Here is a 20,090-nt window from a genome sequence, read left to right on the forward strand (position 1 = left end):
GTTAAAATTTGAATGAAACAATGCTGCCAAATGTTTTAAAGGAAGGAAGGTTGAAAAAATCCAATCCTCTTCCATAGTCTGCATCATAAAAACTCTGATTGGGGTCTACCCCTTTATTAGCCTGCCAAAGCAGTATATTATTTACATAAAAACTAAGTTTTAGAAACTGCTTTCGATTGTTAATAGGAAAATTGACTGACAGTGAAATATTATTAATTCTTATATAATCTGCTTTCTGGATATAATTTTCTGCGATTCCCAAATAGCCGTATCTCGACCATCTGTTTTCCTGAATATTCTGGTTAGTATCATAAAAATCTACAGGAATCTGATTGATAGTTCCATTAGCATGAACTCCCTGGAAAACATAATTTTTGATATTCCTTTCTTCTCCGGATTCGTATGAACGCCCATAATAATCGAGAACAGCCTGGGTTCCGTTCCACAACTGACCTCCTTTTTTCCATTCCCAGTTGATATCCAAAGAAAAGTTTTTATAGGTTAGGTTATGATTAAACTTCATAACGAAATCTGGTGTAGGATCTGCAATGATCTTCATTCCTGCCGCCTTTTCGGGGAATCCTGAGTTATCAATAATTATTTGCCCATGTGCATTCCGCTCAAAATAACTACCCATTACAGCTCCAAGGGCCTGCCCTTCAGCCAGCGTTTTGTAGATATCCTTAAAACCTGAAAGAGCAAGATTCTGATACCCCGGAGAAATCCTGTCAACAATATCTCTGTATTTGAAAAATGAAATTTTGTTGACTGTATAAAACTCATACCCCAAACGTAACCGATCATATGCGAAATTGAATTCATAGCCGCTATAAGTATGATCAGCCATATTCTTTAGCTTCAACTGATTTTCTTCATATACGGGAAACAGATCATCAGTTATCTTTTTGTTGAAATACTCTCCTTCCAGACTTATATTATAACCCAAATTCAATTTTCCGCCAACTTTCCATTCCCGGGTATTGATATTAGATAAGCCTTTGAAACTTTCAACTTCCTGTATTGGGAAATACCGATAGTAATTTTCTGCATTCAGCAAAGTGGTGGCATAAGAAGCATATGATCTTGTGATTTCCGGCTCCGAGCTTAGTTGGGTGTAGCTTCCCAACATTTTGAAGCTGAAATTATTCCAGTCAAAAATGTCACTAAACTTTAAATAAACATTTGCTTTCGGAAGCCAGTAATTATTTTTAAGAGAGGTATTGGAGATATAAAATGAGTTACCAATATTAAGGCCTGTTCCAAAATCATAGTTTCGGATTTCCATATTATAATTAAAAATATGATCCTGTGAAGTTCTCTGATAAAGGTATTCTCTAGCCGTCAAACTATGAGAAACATCCGATCGTCTGTCATTTAAAATAAAATTCAGACTGAAAACATTTTTAAAATGATAATCTCCCAATGTATAAATTCCGAGAATATTAGAATAGTACAAACTGTTATTTTGTGTCCTTTCATTCCGTAATCCATTACTAAAACCATATGTGGTAGGTTTATACTGATCTACATTCCAGACATTGTTGTTTTCATAAGACTGGCTGAGGTTCAGTTTAAAATCGTCCCATGTTTTGACTGCATTCAGGCTAAACTGTCTTTGATCACTCTGATAATGGTATTTGCTATCCTGCGTAAAAAGGTATAACGGGTTATCAGCGTATTTGCTGTAACTTCTTTGTGAACCATTACTTAATAAGATCTGCTGATTATTGGAAAAAGAAACCGGAGTCAGCAGCGAGTTCTGATAAGCTCTGTTGAATAATCCTATTCTATTTGTATTTGTTGCTTTATCTTCTTCATAATTAAAAGCGACATCTATCAAATATCCCTTAAATTCTGTATTCAGCTTAGCTTTAAAACTGGAAGCAATATCGTATTGATCTATAAAATACATCTGGTTTTTCTGCTGACCAAGATTCAATGAAAGGCGAACTTTCTCTTTATATCCATCTTTTATAAAAGCATTAACATTAAGCTGATTGCTGTATCCTACGGTTGTTTTAAAAAGGTTGTTGTTATAATTCCGTGCGTGTTGAAGCCCATTAACCCAATGAAGTAATCTTCCATTCTGATCGTACTCGTAGGGCACACCATTAAATCCCAATATAGAAACATCAGGCCCAAAACTGAACATTTCATTGGTTTCAGGCCCCCTCCAGATCAGAGATCCGTTTTCTGATCTTCCTTGTACGTACTTATTTTGGATGTGGGGAATAGCATTTCTGCTTTTAACATCAAAAGAAGTGGTAAAGCTTCCATTCAGCACGAAGGTTCTTTGATTAATATTTTTCAGAGTATAAACACTGTCATTTCTCTGCTTCACTATTCTTATTTTATAAAAGTCTTTGTCCGATCTTTTACTTAGAGTTGCTTTTGTTTTTTCTATGCTAAAATGATCGCTGGTTTCTTTTGAAGTCAGACTGTCGTAGGTTTTACTATAAATATTTTCCACCAGCTTCTTTTCCGTCTGGTCTTCCAGTATATTCTTTAATTCTCTCAATTGATAAGAGGGAACAACATACATATTTTTCCCTTGATTCCACACCAGAGTATCATAAGGTTTAGCAGCAATGATCGCAAATCCTTTTTCATCAGTCAGTTCATAAATCCCACTATTCTTATTCTGTACTTTTAAAAAATTCTGTTCCTTATCTTTTGTCGTTAAAAATTTTCCTGAATAATAAAGTTGTGAATTTTGTGCCTTTAATACGGTAATGGTAAAAGGCAATAACAGCAAATAATTCTTTTTCATTGGTGATTAGTATGCTTAAAAATATAAAAAAAGAAATTTCCGGGGAAATTTCTTTTTTTAAAGATTATTTTTGAAGTGTTTTATAAGTCTCTATCAGTCTGAGAAATTCTGAGCGATAGCCTTCTTCATCCTTATTCTTACCCTGCCTGGCCAGATTCTCAATATCCGAAAGATTCTTTTTCATAATCAGTTGAGAATTTCTTAATACCAATCCAAACCATGCTACTGAAGAAGCAAATTTAAAATCAGGACTTGCTGAAGACAGCTTGTAATCAACATTTTTAATACTCTCGGTAATCTCCCGACTTTTATCCTCATCAGGCTTTTTATATCTGAATTTTATGGTAGCCAGTTCATCTCCAAATTCTTTTGAATGAGTATTTTGAATATATTTCAAGTTGTTGCCTTTTGGGGTAAAGTCAGATTTTATATTGTCCGGAATAATCTCATACAAAGCTGTGACGGTATGACCGCTTCCCAATTCTCCGGCATCAATTTTATCATTTACAAAATCTTCGTTTCTCAGTTTTCTGTTTTCATAGCCAATCAGACGATACGATTGTACATACTCCGGATTGAATTCAATCTGAATTTTCACATCTTTGGCAATTGCATACATACTTCCTGCAAATTCTTTCCCAAGAAATTTATTGGCTTCTTGCATATTATCAATATAAGCATAGTTACCGTTTCCTTTATCCGCAAGGGTTTCCAGGGTATTATCTTTATAATTGCCCATTCCAAAGCCTAAACAGGTTAAGAAAACTCCGGATTTTCTTTTATCCTCAATAAGTGTTTTAAGATCTGATGTGGCAGAGGCTCCTACGTTGAAATCTCCGTCCGTGGCAATGATAACACGATTATTTCCATTATTTACAAAATTTTCCTGAGCCATTTTATAGGCCAGCTCAATGCCTTCTCCTCCTGCTGTACTTCCTCCTCCCTGAAGATTGTTCAGTGCCTGCATAATCTTTTCTTTCTCTCCCGCTGAGGTAGATGGCAGCACCATTCCGGCACTTCCTGCGTATACTACAATTCCTACTTTATCTTTAGGCCGAAGCTGGTTTAACAGAACTTTCAAAGAAGATTTCAGCAATGGCAGCTTATTTTCGGCATTCATAGAGCCTGAAACATCAATAAGGAAAACAAGGTTCGATGCAGGAAGCTGATCCGTCTGCAGGATTTTACCCTGAAGCCCTATTTTTAACAGTTTATGGTTTGGATTCCATGGAGCCTCATTATACTCGGTGTTTATTGAAAATGGCTCTCCATTTTTTGGCTGGGGATAAGCATATTTAAAGTAATTAACCATCTCTTCGATCCTTACAGCGTCTTTATTGACAGCCTGTCCGTTATTGATCATTCTTCTGATATTGGAATAAGAGGCATTATCAACATCAATAGAAAATGTAGATAACGGCTGACTGTAGGTCAGTTCAAAAGGGTTTTCAACAAAAGTATCATAACTTTCATTGTTGGTTACAGGTGAAATTTGCTTCTGTTTATTGCTTTCTTCCTGAAGTTTTTCCATCCTTTTCCTTTCCTTCCTTGAAAGCTTTTGAGTCTTTACTATAATTACTCCGTGTGCAGCCTTACTTCCGTATATTGCTGTAGCTGAATCTCCTTTTAAGATATTCAGACTTTTAATTGTGTTAGGATTTAAACTTCTAAAGTAGTCAGCCTCTTCAATTTTTCCATTTATGACATATAAAGGCATATTTTCCGGCTTTATAGAAGATATTCCTCTGATGACTATTTCACTATTATTAAAATAACCTGAATTTAAACTGTTGATGGCACTCTTATTCCGATCTCCTCCGGCAGAAGCTGTTATTTGTATTCCTGATACAGTTCCTTGTAATGAGCTATAAACGGTAGGCTGTGGTACATTATTTACGATGGTGTTCGCTGCTGTTGAAGACTTAGTGCTTGTCTTATTATACCCCACAATGACAACTTCTTCAATTTTTCTCTCCTGATAATCAGGAGTTTCAAAATCACGTTCAACAATAGGCTGTGGAGCTACAGGCTGAGGAGCAGGAATTCTTAACGGAGCGGGAACAAATCTCTTATTAACTGCCAATTTTTCTATAATAGGCTCCGTTTTCTTTTTAACTTTCTGAATATTCTGTTTCGTAATGCTATCTATTTTTATAATATCTGTACTTGTAACATGGCCATTTACACTTGTATTATCTGCTATTACAGGCTTTAAAAGTTCTGTAGAATCCTTTTTATTCAAAAAGTAAAAAGCTCCAAGGCCAATGATTAAGCTTGCTGCCACGCTATAAGGAAGCCAAAAAGGAATAGTTTTCTTTTTCTCTTCTTTTTTATCTAATTTTTTTTCAATGCTTTCCCATACTTTTTCAAAACCAGGGAAAACAGTAGGTTCTTCTGAAAACTTTGAGGCTTCATTGAATTGCTGATCTATATGATTATTTTCCATTTTTGTAAAAGTTTAAATGTTTTGATTCACTAAGAGTTCCTGCAGCTTTTTACGTGCAAAATTGAGCTGGGATTTTGAAGTTCCTTCGCTAATGGAAAGCATCGTTGCTATTTCCTTATGCGGATAGCCTTCAATGGCAAATAGGTTGAAAATAGCTCTGCATCCTTCCGGAAGGAAATTCAGCAGGCTCAGAATATCTTTTTCAAACGAAAGATATTCCGTATTTCCTTCTAAGGAATCCATAAAATGATCTTCCAGGGAAATAAACAGGGCTTTATTACTTCTTAATTTCTGCAGACATTCGTTTACGGCAATTTTTTTGGCCCAGGATTCAAAAGTATCAGGATTCTGAAGCTGGCTGATTTTCGTGAAGATTTTGTAAAATGTATCGGCTAATACTTCTTCTATATCTTCGTCATTTTTCAGATAACGTCTGCAGACAGAGTACATCCTACCGGCCATTTTCTCGTAGATCTTCCGCTGTGCATTGCGGTCACTGCGCTGGCATTCTATTAATAATTCTTTTTCCATAGTCAGGAGTTATACCATTATAGATGCAGAAACTTTTGAACAGGTTGGAAACATGGGAAACTTTTTCAGTAAAATAGCACTTTTTTTTAATTTCTGATTTAACTTTTCCCCTTGTAACAAATCTTTAATATTAACGACTATTAATACAAATAATCTTTTTATAGTAATGAAAAATTCGAAAATTGCATCATTACTTTTTGTTTTGTCTGCAGGAAGTATGATGTTTGCCCAAGATGACTTAATCAATAAGTTAAAAAACAACCACTCACAAAATGCTAATTTTCAGTTCACAACGTTAAAAGACGTTGGTGCAACTTCTGTAAAAAACCAAGGTTCATCAGGAACCTGCTGGAGCTACTCAGGAAACTCTTTCCTTGAATCTGAAATGCAGAGAATGGGCAAAAAACCTGTAGATCTGGCCGAAATCTTTACAGCAAGAAATTCTTATCATGATAAAGCAAAGCTTTATGTATTGAATGGAGGTGCTATCAGCTGGGGTGACGGAGGTGAACTTCATGATGTTATCAATATGTACAAAAAGTACGGTGCGGTACCTCAGGATGTTTATACGGGATTAAAAGCCGGACAAACAACCAATAACTTCAAGGAAATGCAGGGAAAACTGAAAACGGCTCTTGACAGTCTTGTTCAGGCATCTTCCAAAGGAAAACTTTCTGATAACTGGATGAATTCTGTAGATGCTATTCTTGATGAATATCTGGGAAAAGTACCTTCTACCTTCACTTATGAAGGAAAGAACTATACTCCTAAAACTTTTGCTAAAGAAGTGGTGGGAATCAATGCTGATGATTATGTAGAATTATCTTCTTATAAAGATTATCCTTATTATCAGAAATTTGTAGTGCCTATTCCTGATAACTGGAGCCATGATTCTGACTGGAACGTTCCGATGAAAGACCTTACTGCAATTATTGACAATGCAGTGGCTAAAGGATATTCTGTAGGTTGGGCTACTGATGTTTCAGAGCCTTATTTCTCTTACAAAAACGGGGTGGCTTATGTTCCGGATATGGATTTAGATCAAATCAATGCTGAGAATAAGCAGACTTTGTTTACAGAGCCTAAAAAGGATAAAACCATTTCTGAAGATATGCGTCAGAAAGCTCTTAACAATCTTTCTACCACTGATGACCACGGTATGCATATTGTAGGTTTGGCAAAAGACCAGACTGGCAAAGAATATTATATGGTAAAAAATTCATGGGGAGTAACGAATGACTTCGCAGGATACCTGTATGTAACAAGACCTTATGTTGAATACAAATCAACCGCTATTCTGGTTCACAAGAATGCAATTCCAAAGAGCATCCTTAAGCAGTTGAAACCAACGAAGAACATTGGTCTGTAAAAAATAAATCACTTCTACCATTTATATTATGATGGTTTTAGATATTTAAATCTGTTAAAAACGCGCTCCCGGAAATTCCGGGAGCGCGTTTGCTTTTGTAATTATTTTCTGGCAACTACATATATTCACATTTCAGTGCAAAGTATTGCCGTATTTCAAAAAAATATTACATTTGTAACAACCAACAAATTATTAAAAATGAAAAATCTAAAGAAATTAGCAAAATCAGAATTGAGAAAAATCAATGGTGGAAATGCTCCTTCCTGCGAAGGCGGACAAATTGCTTGCCGTCATAAAGCTGAAGATGGATTTCCTGCTTATTGGTCCTGTGAACCGGCAGAACTCGGATGTAGATTTTAAAATGACAAAACCGGTCTTCAGAAATTCTGAAGACCGGTTTTTAATAAATAGGTGAAAATTAAATATAAAATAAAGTGAATTATGATGATTAATATGAATGGTGAATCGTCAATTTTACTTCGCCTGTGAATACAATATGCTGTAAAAAATTAACTATGAAGCTGATTCATTCTTTCCCATTCACATTAGAATAATACGCCCATACTTGCTGCTGAAAAATCAAGAAGTTCTTCTGTATTTCCTTCTTTGATTTTTTTTACCCATTGGTAATCCTGTAGAATAGCTCTTCCTACTGCAACGAGATCAAATTCCTCATTATCAAGTCTTCTGATCAGGTCTGTAAGGTCTTTTTTTTCTGTTCCCTCACCGGCAAAGGAATTAAGGAAATCCCCGTTTAATCCTACAGATCCTACTGTAATAGTTGGCTGTCCGGTAATTTTTTTAGCCCATCCTGCAAAGTTTAGATCTGAGCCTTCAAATTCCGGTTCCCAGAAACGACGTTGTGAGCAATGGAAAATGTCTACTCCGGCTTCTTTTAAAGGTAATAACCAATCTTCCATTTCATTAGGAGTAAAGGCCAATTTAGTTTTATAATCCTGTTGTTTCCATTGTGAAAGACGAATGATAATAGTAAAGTCCTCTCCTACTGCAGCTCTGATGGCTTTAACTACGTCAACAGCAAATCTGCTTCTTTCTTTCAACGTTTTACCGCCATATTCGTCTGTTCTTGTATTGGTTACTTCCCAGAAAAACTGGTCGATAAGATATCCGTGAGCACCATGAATTTCAAGACAGTCAAAACCAAGATCTTTTGCAGATTTTGCCGATGCCGCAAACTGAGCAATGGTATCCTGAATATCTTCAATAGTCATTGCTGAAGCTTTTTCCATAGAGGTCAACGGGTAATCTTCTGACGTTCTGGTATCACCTACATGCCAGATCTGAGGGCCCATTTTCCCGCCATTCTGATGTACAGTATCAATGACATTTTTCCAGCCGTTTAAAGCTTCTGTTCCGTAAAAATCCGGAATATTCTGTAAATTTTTTGATCCGGGTCTGTTGATAACAGTTCCTTCTGACAGGATCAATCCTACTTCCGAAGCGGCTCTTCTTCCGTAGTAGTCTGCTATATTCTGTGTAGGAACTCCATTGTCTGACTGTGCTCTGGTCATAGGAGCCATTACAATTCTATTTTTAAGCTCTAAATTCTTATACTGAAACGGTTTAAATAATGATGATGTGCTCATATTTAATATTGCATTTTATAATTGTTACACAAAGTAACTAATAATAGTTCGTTTTTGTATCTTTTATTAAAAAAATAGTGGTAACTTCGCAGTAACTTACATTAGTAACATTAAAGTAACGTATGAAGCGTTTGTTCCATATGCCTTTAAAAAATAAATATCTCTGTATGAAAAAGAACGAATTGATGCAATACAGCTGTCCTCTGGGCAAGGCAATGGCCGCCCTGGGAAGCAAATGGAAACCTATTATTGTACTGGTTATTAAGGACCGGAAGTTACGTTTTGGAGAATTGGCAGTCCGAATTAATGTAATTTCCAGAAAAGTTTTAACGGATCAACTGCGTGAAATGGAAGCCGATGGTCTGATTATCCGTGAAGAATTTAAGGAACTTCCTCCCAGAGTAGAATATTCTCTTACAGAAAAAGGGCTGGCACTCTTACCTATCTTATATTTACTGGAAGAATGGGAAGCAAAATATCAGGTAAAAGGATTATATTCTGAGGATTGCAGCATAGTGAAAAAAGAGACGCAAAAGGCTGTCAATGTTTAACCAGATTTATTTTAACAAACAGTAACAGGATAAATAAGAACCCATTTTATATTTGCGTAACGATAATTTTACGGGTAAACAACATTGGAAAATGGAAAACGAAATACAGATTTTAAGAGATTTTGTTGGAGGTAAAATTTCTGAAAAAGACTTTGAGCAACAGCTTTATACCAATAAGGATTTAGAAAAGCTGCTTTCGGATCCTAAGCCTAATTGGCGTGGAACATATCTGCAGGATACTACTCCATTTTTATCTTTAGCTGAACAGAATTATAAAAGTGTCTCCGGCAAGTTAAATGCTCAGGGAACTGTCAGTTTATTTCTTACAAAAACCGGAATTGAAGTCACTCCATCAGCAAAGTATTCTGATGAGTATGATCTTCTACTCGGTACAAGCCCAAAGTACATAAATGCCGGAACAGAATTTATTGAAAAATACATTTTACCTAAAGACAAAACACTTTCAAAAACTGAACAGAAACAGTACATTAAACAACGTTATGCCGAGCTTTTCAAATATCAGACTAAACCTCCCAAATGGATCCAGAACCCAGACTGGTTAATAAAAAACGACAAACCTCTGTTCTTTTTAGGGCAAATAGAAATTAAAAATTCCGACCTTTTCCATGATGCCGGATGGGTCTATTTATTTGTTGATCAAGAGACAAAAACCATTGAAAGTATAAAACAATTTTACTAGCATTCTGTAATGATACTTTCAAAAGGTAAGTATAGAACCAAAAATTAAGTATGTAGTTTCTGAGCGATTTCTCCTTCAACTTTGTAAGAAAATTTTCATTATGAATTACAAAGAAATTGCTAAAGAAACCATTGGCCACCTGTATAAGGTCCATACCAGCATACGAAAATCCGGTATTGATGAAAAACTGATTGCTCTGGTGGAGTTACGGATATCTCAAATCAACGGGTGCGCGTATTGCTGCATTTATCATGTGAAAGAACTCTCCAACTTTGGTTTTGAATGGGACATCATTAACAGGCTTCCCGACTGGAAACATACCCAAGTCTTCGATCATCAACAAAAGCTCGTTTTAGGTTGGGCTGAAGCCGTTATCAGCAACAGCAATGATTGGTATGAAATTAAAGAAAAGCTTAAGGAGCATTTTACAGAAAGGGAAATCGTGGAATTAACAGCCAATATTACCTTAATAAATACTTGAAATAAGCTGCGGATTACATTGGCTGAAGAAGAATGATTTTCAAGAAAGCTTTGTACAGCTGATTTCATTATTATAAAAATAAGAACCGCTTCCAGATTATGAAAGCGGTTCTTGTATTTATACTTAATCCTTATTAGAATATCGCAGGATATTTCTGAGGATTTGTTTCGTTAAACATAGCGTAGATCTTTTCTACCATATCGTCTGTAGACGGCTTACTGAAATAATCACCATCACTTGCATACGCAGGTCTGTGATCATTTGCAGAGATCGTCAACGGATCTGAATCCAGATGTCTGAATGCTTTCTGCTTTTCTAAGATCTGCTGTAAGATAAATCCTGTAGTTCCACCTTCCACATCTTCGTCAATCACTACTAGCCTGTTCGTTTTCTTAACACTTTCAGCAATTTCGTGAGATAAATCGAAAGGAATCAATGACTGGATATCAATCACTTCTGCAGAAATACCTAATTTCTCAAGTTCGTTAGCTGCTTCGGTTACAATTCTCCATGTAGAACCGTAAGTTACTAATGTAACGTCTTTACCTTCTTTAGTTACTTCAATTTTACCTACAGGAACAGTGAATTCACCCAGGTTATCAGGCTGTTTTTCTTTCAGTCTGTATCCGTTCAGGCATTCTACAATGATTGCAGGCTCGTCTGTCTGAAGCATTGTATTGTAGAATCCTGCTGCTTTTGTAAGGTTTCTGGGAACCAATACTAAAATACCTTTTGAAAGGTTTAGAATTCCTGCCATTGGCGAACCTGAATGCCAGATTCCTTCTAATCTATGACCTCTTGTTCTGATGATCAACGGAGCTTTCTGACCTCCTTTGGTTCTGTATTGTACTGTTGCCAGATCATCACTCATTCCCTGTAAACAGTAAAGAACATAGTCCAGATATTGGATTTCAGCAATGGGTCTTAGCCCTCTCATTGCCATTCCAATCCCCTGTCCAAGAATTGTAGCTTCACGAATTCCGGTATCTGCGATACGTAATGCACCGTATTTCTCCTGCATTCCTTCCAACCCCTGGTTTACGTCACCGATATTTCCGGCATCTTCACCAAAGATTAATGTTTCCGGGTATTTTTCAAAAATTTTGTCAAAATTGTTTCTGATCACCACTCTTCCGTCTACATCTTCAGAACTTTCAGAGTATACCGGCTTGATTTCTTTGATATTTTCTGCCTTCCACTCAGACTGAGAATATAAATGAGAAGAATAGTTATCTTTTTCGATCTCTGCTACCTCATTGTATTTCTGAATCAGCTGATTTCTTTCCGGAGAATTTGTTCCTCTGGTTGCCAGTAAAGATTTTCTTACCAAATGGAATACATCTTTTTTAGCTTTAGAAACCAATTTATTGAACTGAGTGATAAATTGTTCAACTTCAGCATTCTGTCCTTTAAGATTTTCCACTAAAGGTACAATAGACTGAGTAAGTTCTGTAATTGATTTCTGATAATTTTCCCAGGCAATTTTTTGTCCGGTTTTTGCAATCTTTTTGGCTTCATCATCAATTGCAGTCAGCTCTTCAGTAGTTGCAATAACTTCCTCTTTCCCGTCAATTTCAATGGAATAATTAAGAATCCATTCTTTGAATTTTGCCAATCCGTCAAACTCAGCTTCCCAGGCAAGACGTTCTTCATTTTTATATCTTTCGTGAGATCCTGATGTAGAGTGCCCCTGAGGCTGGGTAACATCTATTACATGAACAACTACAGGAACGCTTTCAGTTCTTGCAAAATGTTCTGCTTTAGCATACGCATCCAATAGAGCAGGATAATCCCAGGCTTTTACCTGAATAATCTCACATCCCTGATTCTCATTCTCTTTTCTCTGAAAACCGCTTAGCATTTCACTGATATCAGCTTTTGCTCTCTGATTTTTTGTAGGAACCGAAATTCCATATCCGTCATCCCAGATTGAAACAATCATAGGAACCTGAAGTGCACATGCAGCATTCAATGTTTCCCAGAAATGACCTTCTGCGGTAGAAGCATCTCCAATCGTTCCAAAAGCAATTTCGTTACCTTCTCTTGAGAACTTTTCAGAACCTTCGAATTTTACACTTTTATAAATTGTAGAAGCCTGAGCCAATCCTAATAATCTTGGCATCTGACCCGCTGTAGGAGAAATATCGGAGGAAATATTTTTCTGTGCTGTTAAATCTTTCCAGCTTCCGTCTTCATTTAAACTTCTTGTTGCAAAGTGCCCGTTCATTTGTCTTCCTGCGGAAGCAGGTTCTCTTTCCACACTAGTATCTGCATACATTTGTGCAAAGAAACTTTCTACTGTAAGAGCATCTATTGCCAATGCAAAAGTCTGGTCTCTGTAATATCCTGAACGGAAGTCTCCATTTCTGAAAACTTTTGCCATTGCCAGCTGAGGAAGTTCCTTACCGTCCCCAAAAATTCCAAATTTAGCTTTCCCCGTTAGTACTTCTCTTCTTCCAAGATAAGACATTTCCCGAGAAATTCTTCCTAACTTGTAGTCATCAAGTATTTGATTTTTAAAATCTTGAAAGGATATTTGCTGTGTTTCAATATAGGTTGTTTGCATAGCTAAGTAAAAAAGTTTTTATTCTTCAAGTATTTTGCTAATATACACTTTTTAAATTAATTTTAATTTTTAATAATCTTTTTTAAAAATTTGATAATAATAAAAATTGTGCTTTATTTTGAAAAAAATTGTACAGATGGAAAAAAAGTCACCTCATATTTTGAATGCTTCAAGCAATCTTTTAGGATTTTCATTGATTATTATAACCTCTTTGAAAATCGCTAGAATAAGTCAGAGTACGTATCTGGATGAATTTGCAGGGTTTGCCTGTATCCTTTTCGCGTGCAGCTGCTTCTTCTCGTTTCTGGCTATCAGAACAAGCCATGGAAAGCGGGAATACACATTTGAGACTATTGCGGATTATTTATTTTTAATCGCTTTATTTTGTATAGTTCTAGCCGTTATTATTGTAACCCTTAAAATTATTTAATTTAAAATTTTCTTTCAATTACATAATCAAGCATAATATGTAACGATGTTCTTGCTTCAGAATCCGGAAATTCATTAAGAATATCCTTGGCTTTCTGCTGGAAGTCTTTCATCACCGTAATTGCATATTCCAATCCTCCTGAGTTTTTAACAAATTCAATAAGTTCTTTAACTCTTTTGGGATTATTATTATAGCGTTTTATTGTATCGAAATAATATTTCCTGTCCTTTTCTTCAGCTATTTTCAGAGTATGAATCAAAGGAAGGGTCATTTTTTGTTCTTTAATATCTATTCCTACAGGTTTACCAATTACATTGGAGCTTAGATAATCAAAAAGGTCATCTTTGATCTGAAAAGCCATTCCTGTATAAGTACCGAAGTCCTGCATTTTTTTGGCAAGCGCTTCATCTGTAGTGTTGGAAAGCACTCCTATTTCACAGCATGCCGCAATTAAGGTAGCTGTTTTCTGACGAATGATTTCATAATAAACATCTTCTGTAATATCTAATTTTCTGGCCTTTTCCAATTGAAGAAGCTCACCTTCAGACATCTCACGAATTGTTCTTGAAATCACACCCAACAGATCATAGTCTTTATGATCTGTAGATAACAGTACCGATTTGGACAAAAGGTAATCCCCTACCAAAACCGCAATCTTATTCTTCCACAAAGCATTGATAGAGAAGAAATTACGCCTCTTGAAACTTTCATCCACCACATCATCATGTACTAAAGTTGCTGTATGGATGAGTTCTATCATGGAAGCGCCACGATATGTTTTTTCCGTCACCTCTCCTACCAGTTTAGCACAAAGAAATACAAACATAGGACGCATCTGTTTTCCTTTGGTGGTCACAATAAAACGGGTTACTTTATCTAATAAAGCTACTTTACTCTGCATTGATTCATAAAACTTCTGTTCAAAAAGTTTCATTTCATCATTGATCGGTCGTTTAATCTCTTCTACTGTATTTGCCACAATCTGCGAATGCTGGGTGAATAATTATTAATTCTCACAAAGATAATTTTTTTAGTTCAATTTTAAGATAAAATTACTATTTGAGTTGATCTTTTGGAATAAAATAGAATGACGGTTTTGTACTTCCTAATGGAGATTTGAACTTTTCTCCTGAAATATAGATTCCGGTTTCATCTACGGCAATTCCCTCGATCTGACCTATTGACAATGCACTTCCAAGATAATAGTGCTTGGGAGCTTCTTTGAAGAATATACCTTCTTCCGTTTCTGTGAACACATCCAGAAAAACCTCTGTTTTCTTTGTGTATCCCACCAGATAGAGTTTATTTTCAAAATAAGAGGCGTCTGTGACCACAAAATTGGTTCTATAAGATTCTATCTTTACAGCATCTTGTTTCTCATATTTTTCAGGATCAATCACATAATGTGTCGTTGCCTTTGAAGTCCATTCTTTCGTAAAAAGATGAAGTTTTCCGTGGGCAAATACCATCGCCTCCCCGTCAAAATCCGTGTGCAGATACCCGGAAGTGTAGTCTTCCTGTTCCGGATACTGAAACTGAATTTTTCTGATACTGCTATTCTGCAGACTGTCATTTTGAAAAAGTACTTTATAAATTTCAAGATCTTTTCTCCTCCCTCCGTTATTTCCAAAATCTCCTATATAAAAATGAGTGCCATCACTGGTGAGGGCTTCCCAGTCTTTATTTTTACCATTAACTTTTAAAACATTGACGATCTCACCCGATGTTCTGTTGATTTCAAACAGTTCCGGTGCATTCCCGCTGTCATTGAATGTAAAAAGTCTTCCATTCAAAAAATTAAGACCGGAAGTTTCCTGAATTCTGTCGTCTAAATGGCTGACTCTGTATTTTTTTATTTTCAGAAAATCGGTCTGCTGTGAAAATGCAGACTGAGCAATGATAAGAGTGATAATCAGAAGAAATTTTTTCATAAAACAAAAATAGGGCTTTTGATTGAGGTAGGGGTAAGAGGTTAGGATTATGAAAACTGATAAGCAAGAATCAACTTATTTGCGGACTTTTTCTTGTTTTTTTATTTATACAACAGAAAAACGGGCTAAAAAGCCCGTTTTTCCTTAGATTTCTATTGATATAAAAAAGAAGTTAAGCAGTTTTCTGCTCTTTCTGATTTTCCTGTTGTTCTTTCTTTCCAGCCTGTCTTGCGAAATACTCTTTCTGGTATTGCCTTACCGTCTTTCCCGTTCCGTCATGTCTCCATCCCGGAGAATTAAAAATATAATTGATTCTGTCCGTGAATTTTAATCCCGGCTGTTTAAGATCTTTCCAGATTTTTCTCCATTCATAAAAAAGAACGGTATCCGGTCTGTTGTCCGGCATTTTGGGATAGATACCATACTTGACCGGAATATTGGGGTCTTCTTTCTGAAAGGTTCCAAATATCTTATCCCAGATAATCAGGCACATACCCATATTTTTATCCAGGTATTTCACGTTACAGGCATGATGTACACGATGGTGGGAAGGAGTTACCAAAATATATTCCAGAAACCCCATAGTCTTTACGGTTTGCGTGTGTACCCATGTTCCATAAACCTGCCCGATAGCATAAGCTACCATAATATGCCAGGGATTAAATCCTAAAAATGCCAGGGGTGAAAAGTATAAATATCTGTAAAGCGGCTGCAATACAGGACTTCTGAATCCTGTTGTCAGGTTAAAATATTCTGAGCTGTGATGGGTAATATGAACGGCCCAGAATGCTCTGGATCGGTGGTCCACATAATGCAGTACATAGTAAGCAAAGTCTGTAATTATAAAACAAGCTAACAGATACCAGATGCTAAGGTCCCATGAAAAAAGTCTGTGAGCATAAAAGAAGAACATTACTCCCATTGCAAACGCCTTCATGATGAGGTCCAGACCAAAGTTCATCAATGCCAGATAAACATTCGTAACAAGGTCTTTCCCACTATACAGCTTAGCCTCTGAAACGTGGCTGTAAATCATTTCAGCTAAAATAACCGTTGCATGCAATGGAATAGACCATGCATAAACATTTTCCAGCCCGTTCTCGCTCATTATAAAATCCATCATCACAAAATAATTTGTGCAAAGTTAGGACTTTGAGCTATTTTACAGGGCGATTTTGGGATTTTTTTAAGGAAATTTTAATCTGTTGCTTTGTTGGCTAACTGTCCGCAGGCAGCATCAATATCACCTCCACGGCTTCTTCTTACCATTACTGTAATACCTGCATTTTCAAGCTGGCGGATATAGTTTTCTTCCGCCTGTTTGTTGCATTGGTCATACTTTCCATCTCCAATCGGGTTGTACTGGATGAGGTTTACTTTAGAAGGAATCTGTTTACAGTATTTGATTAAAGCTTTAATGTCTTCGTCTCCGTCATTGATACCTTTCCAAACACAATATTCAAAAGTAACTACAGAACCGGTTTTTTGATACCAATACTGAAGAGATTCCATAATATCCGTCAATGGAAATTTGTCTGAGAAAGGCATAATTTCATTACGCTTTGACTCGATAGCAGAGTGAAGAGACAGTGCCAGTTTTACACGCAGCTCATCATCGGCAAGCATTTTAATCATCTTTGGAATTCCGGATGTAGAAACGGTAATTCTTCTTGGAGACATTCCCAATCCTTCCGGCTGGGTAATCTTTTTGATGGCTTCCACTACATTTTTGTAGTTCATCATCGGTTCTCCCATTCCCATAAATACAATATTGGAAAGGGGTCTGTCAAAATACATTCTACTTTGGCTGTCAATCAACGCAACCTGATCTACAATTTCAGCAACTTCAAGGTTTCTCATCCTTTTCAGTTTTGCTGTAGCGCAGAATTCGCAGTTTAACGAGCAGCCTACCTGTGAAGATACACAAGCTGTAGTTCTTGTTTCTGTTGGAATCAGAACAGATTCCACCATTAATCCGTCATGAAGCTTCACACCGTTTTTAATGGTTCCGTCTGAGCTTTTTTGAAGAAGATCTACGGAAACAGGGTTAATGGTATATTCTTCCGAAATTTTTTCACGAAGAGACTTCGAAAGATTCGTCATTTCATCGATCGAATGGAGGTTTTTACTCCATAGCCAGTCATAGACCTGTTTCGCACGAAACGGCTTTTCCCCCAAAGATTCAAAGTAGTCTTTAAGCTGGTCTAGTGATAATATACGAATATCTTTCATTGTTGTAAAAGTATAATGTAAAATGTACAAAGTAATATTCTGAATGTATTCTGTTAATTTAAAAGCAATTAAAAAAACACATCTACTTTGTACATTCTACATTACTACATAATTTATAGAATTAACATTGCATCACCGTAAGAATAGAATTTATACTTTTCTTTTACGGCTTCTTCATAAGCATGCATTACGAAGTCTCTTCCTGCAAATGCAGCAATCATCATTAATAATGTAGACTTCGGTGTGTGGAAGTTAGTGATCATTGAGTTCGCCACTCCGAAATCGTGAGGTGGATAAATAAATTTATTAGTCCATCCGTTGAAAGCAGAGATCTTTTTATTTGAAGAAACAGATGTTTCTAAAGCTCTCATTGTAGTAGTACCTACAGCACATACTCTTCTGTGAGAATCTACAGCTTTATTGATGATATCAGCATTTTTCTCATCAATGATGATCTCTTCAGACTCCATTTTGTGCTTAGAAAGATCTTCTACCTCAATTGGGTTGAAGGTTCCCAATCCTACGTGAAGAGTAACTTCAGCAAAATTGATTCCTTTGATCTCTAATCTTTTCATCAAATGTCTTGAGAAGTGAAGACCTGCTGTAGGTGCAGCAACTGCTCCTTCTATTTTAGCATAGATCGTCTGATATCTTTCTGCATCTTCCGGCTCTACTGCTCTTTTGATATATTTTGGAAGTGGAGTTTCTCCCAATTCTTTTAGTTTTGTTCTGAATTCGTCGTAAGAACCATCGAATAAGAATCTAAGTGTTCTTCCTCTTGAAGTAGTGTTATCAATAACCTCAGCTACCAAAGATTCGTCTTCAGTGAAGAATAATTTGTTACCAATTCTGATTTTTCTTGCCGGATCTACCAACACATCCCATACTCTGGTTTCTTTATCAAGTTCTCTTAAAAGGAAAACTTCAATTTTAGCACCTGTCTTTTCTTTATTTCCATAAAGACGTGCAGGGAAAACCTTAGTATTGTTGAAGATGAACAAATCCTCTTCATCAAAATAATCCACCACATCTTTGAATAATTTGTGCTCGATAGTTTGTGTTTTTCTATCAAGAACCATTAATCTTGCTTCATCTCTGTGCTCTGATGGGTGCTCTGCTAATAATTCCGCAGGAAGATCAAAATTAAAATCTGATGTTTTCATTTTTTAAATTACGGTTTAAAAATTATTGAAATTACTTGGTGTAATTTTCGGAGTGCAAATATACGACATTGAACACCCCTTTGTCAAGTATTATTTACAATCAAATTCAAAACGCTCATTTTATGGGGTATTTAACACGTCAGAAAGGCTATTTTGGCAAAAATTAAATTTCGGTATCCTACCGATCTGCAAAATCTATTTATTTAATAATCCGCATTCTGGTGAACATATCATTACTACTTTCAACTGGATATGATAGTTTGAAAAGGATAGATCTATAATACTTTGGTTTCCATTTAAAAAAATGAAATTATTATATAAATAGCCATAATAAAGCACTTAAGAAGGTGAAAACATACCTTATAAGGCTTCAAAATCGTATAGAAGAACTATTATTTCTGCAGTTAATAGTCAATGAATACATGATCCTAAACCATCATCAATGAAAAAACAGCTAAAGTATTTTCAGCAAAACTTGTCCGGTTTAAAAAGTATTTAGTTGGTAAATCTGAATATTAAATGTAACAAAAGAGGGGGTAAACTCGACAAAATAAGACAGCAACACTATAAAAACAACGGATAAAAAAATATAAGCATGAGTAAATATTCTATAGAAGCATTCATCAACGAGACGAAAGAAAATCCTCAGCAAAGAGACTACTTTGAGCTGGAAACCAAACATCTTTTGGAAATCAATCTGAATAACCAAGCGGTATGGACAAAGAGAGGCAGTATGGTAAGCTATGTTGGAAATATCAGCTTCGAAAGACAGGGAATGCTCTCCGGAGGTATTGGAAATCTTTTGAAGAAAGCCATCAGTGGTGAAGGAAGCAAGCTGATGAAAGCAGAAGGAACAGGAAAACTTTATGTAGCAGACTCCGGGAAAAAAGTACGTATTCTTTATTTGAATAATGAATCGGTATGCGTGAACGGAAATGATGTCTTAGCGCATGAACAAAGTGTAAAAAGTGATATTACCATGCTTAAAAGCATTGCAGGTATGATGTCTGGCGGTCTTTTCCAGGTGAAACTTTCGGGAACGGGGCATATTGCCATAACGACACACGGAGATCCTTTGACTTTGCTGGTTACTCCGGACAGTCCGGTTTTCACAGATCCCAACGCAACAGTGGCATGGTCCGGAAACCTGAATCCTGAGCTGAAAACCAATGTTTCTTTCAAAAGCCTTATCGGAAGAGGAAGCGGTGAAGAGTTTCAAATGAAGTTTTCCGGACATGGATGGGTCTTAATACAGCCTTATGAAGAAGTCTATTATATGGAAAAATAAAGTAGACAATTATTAAAAGTAATTT

The 20,090-nt window shown here is 36.1% G+C and carries 17 protein-coding genes; 7 read left to right on the plus strand and 10 right to left on the minus strand.

Annotated features, from left to right (window positions below):
* Position 1: 1 nt before the first annotated feature.
* The 3 genes from LF887_RS15870 to LF887_RS15880 all read right to left on the minus strand — a co-directional run bounded on the left by LF887_RS15870 (position 2) and on the right by LF887_RS15880 (position 5,747).
* The gene (locus LF887_RS15870) at positions 2–2,770 is read right to left on the minus strand and encodes a hypothetical protein (protein ID WP_236855222.1); all 2,769 of its coding nucleotides are present in this window, start codon (positions 2,768–2,770) and stop codon (positions 2–4) included.
* Positions 2,771–2,834: 64 nt separating this feature from the next.
* A complete protein-coding gene (locus LF887_RS15875) occupies positions 2,835–5,216 on the minus strand; it encodes a vWA domain-containing protein (protein ID WP_236855223.1) in 2,382 nt (793 codons plus the stop codon).
* 12 nt (positions 5,217–5,228) lie between these two features.
* Entirely contained in the window at positions 5,229–5,747 is a 519-nt protein-coding gene (locus LF887_RS15880; protein WP_236855224.1) for an RNA polymerase sigma factor, read from the minus strand.
* Positions 5,748–5,913: 166 nt separating this feature from the next.
* On the opposite strand from LF887_RS15880, the gene LF887_RS15885 reads away from it, so the two are divergent.
* Positions 5,914–7,116, plus strand: a complete 1,203-nt coding sequence (locus tag LF887_RS15885; RefSeq protein WP_236855225.1) for an aminopeptidase C — start codon at positions 5,914–5,916, stop codon at positions 7,114–7,116.
* A gap of 198 nt (positions 7,117–7,314) precedes the next feature.
* The gene (locus tag LF887_RS15890; RefSeq protein WP_236855226.1) at positions 7,315–7,476 is read left to right on the plus strand and encodes a bacteriocin-like protein; all 162 of its coding nucleotides are present in this window, start codon (positions 7,315–7,317) and stop codon (positions 7,474–7,476) included.
* Positions 7,477–7,661: 185 nt separating this feature from the next.
* Here LF887_RS15890 and LF887_RS15895 read toward each other — a convergent pair whose 3' ends face one another.
* Positions 7,662–8,723, minus strand: coding sequence for an NADH:flavin oxidoreductase (locus LF887_RS15895; protein WP_236855227.1), 1,062 nt, complete (start codon positions 8,721–8,723; stop codon positions 7,662–7,664).
* Between the two features lie 167 nt (positions 8,724–8,890).
* Between LF887_RS15895 and LF887_RS15900 the strand changes: the two genes are divergently transcribed.
* The 3 genes from LF887_RS15900 to LF887_RS15910 all read left to right on the plus strand — a co-directional run bounded on the left by LF887_RS15900 (position 8,891) and on the right by LF887_RS15910 (position 10,455).
* Positions 8,891–9,274, plus strand: coding sequence for a winged helix-turn-helix transcriptional regulator (locus LF887_RS15900; RefSeq protein ID WP_236855228.1), 384 nt, complete (start codon positions 8,891–8,893; stop codon positions 9,272–9,274).
* Positions 9,275–9,365: 91 nt separating this feature from the next.
* The gene (locus tag LF887_RS15905) at positions 9,366–9,974 is read left to right on the plus strand and encodes a hypothetical protein (protein WP_236855229.1); all 609 of its coding nucleotides are present in this window, start codon (positions 9,366–9,368) and stop codon (positions 9,972–9,974) included.
* A gap of 100 nt (positions 9,975–10,074) precedes the next feature.
* The gene (locus LF887_RS15910) at positions 10,075–10,455 is read left to right on the plus strand and encodes a carboxymuconolactone decarboxylase family protein (RefSeq protein WP_236855230.1); all 381 of its coding nucleotides are present in this window, start codon (positions 10,075–10,077) and stop codon (positions 10,453–10,455) included.
* A gap of 133 nt (positions 10,456–10,588) precedes the next feature.
* Here the strand turns inward: LF887_RS15910 and LF887_RS15915 are convergent, their stop codons facing one another.
* On the minus strand, positions 10,589–13,021 hold the full coding sequence (locus LF887_RS15915; protein ID WP_236855231.1) for a thiamine pyrophosphate-dependent enzyme: 2,433 nt from the start codon (positions 13,019–13,021) through the stop codon (positions 10,589–10,591).
* Between the two features lie 136 nt (positions 13,022–13,157).
* On the opposite strand from LF887_RS15915, the gene LF887_RS15920 reads away from it, so the two are divergent.
* Positions 13,158–13,451: a hypothetical protein gene (locus LF887_RS15920; RefSeq protein ID WP_236855232.1), complete on the plus strand. Its 294-nt coding sequence runs from the start codon at positions 13,158–13,160 to the stop codon at positions 13,449–13,451.
* A gap of 1 nt (position 13,452) precedes the next feature.
* Here the strand turns inward: LF887_RS15920 and LF887_RS15925 are convergent, their stop codons facing one another.
* The 5 genes from LF887_RS15925 to queA all read right to left on the minus strand — a co-directional run bounded on the left by LF887_RS15925 (position 13,453) and on the right by queA (position 18,777).
* Entirely contained in the window at positions 13,453–14,430 is a 978-nt protein-coding gene (locus tag LF887_RS15925) for a polyprenyl synthetase family protein (protein WP_236855234.1), read from the minus strand.
* Between the two features lie 76 nt (positions 14,431–14,506).
* A complete protein-coding gene (locus tag LF887_RS15930; RefSeq protein ID WP_236855235.1) occupies positions 14,507–15,382 on the minus strand; it encodes a hypothetical protein in 876 nt (291 codons plus the stop codon).
* Positions 15,383–15,554: 172 nt separating this feature from the next.
* Complete coding sequence (locus LF887_RS15935; RefSeq protein WP_236855236.1) at positions 15,555–16,505, minus strand: sterol desaturase family protein; 951 nt, start codon at positions 16,503–16,505, stop codon at positions 15,555–15,557.
* A gap of 74 nt (positions 16,506–16,579) precedes the next feature.
* Complete coding sequence (gene rlmN / locus LF887_RS15940) at positions 16,580–17,614, minus strand: 23S rRNA (adenine(2503)-C(2))-methyltransferase RlmN (protein WP_236855237.1); 1,035 nt, start codon at positions 17,612–17,614, stop codon at positions 16,580–16,582.
* A 113-nt stretch (positions 17,615–17,727) separates the two neighbouring features.
* Positions 17,728–18,777 carry a tRNA preQ1(34) S-adenosylmethionine ribosyltransferase-isomerase QueA gene (gene queA, locus LF887_RS15945; RefSeq protein WP_236855239.1) on the minus strand — a complete coding sequence of 350 codons (1,050 nt, stop codon included), beginning with the start codon at positions 18,775–18,777 and terminating at the stop codon, positions 17,728–17,730.
* 595 nt (positions 18,778–19,372) lie between these two features.
* Here queA and LF887_RS15950 point away from each other — a divergent pair.
* Positions 19,373–20,065, plus strand: coding sequence for an AIM24 family protein (locus tag LF887_RS15950; RefSeq protein WP_236855240.1), 693 nt, complete (start codon positions 19,373–19,375; stop codon positions 20,063–20,065).
* Positions 20,066–20,090 lie beyond the last annotated feature (25 nt).

It is taken from the genome of Chryseobacterium sp. MEBOG06 (genome assembly GCF_021869765.1).
In the GTDB taxonomy this organism is placed as follows: domain Bacteria; phylum Bacteroidota; class Bacteroidia; order Flavobacteriales; family Weeksellaceae; genus Chryseobacterium.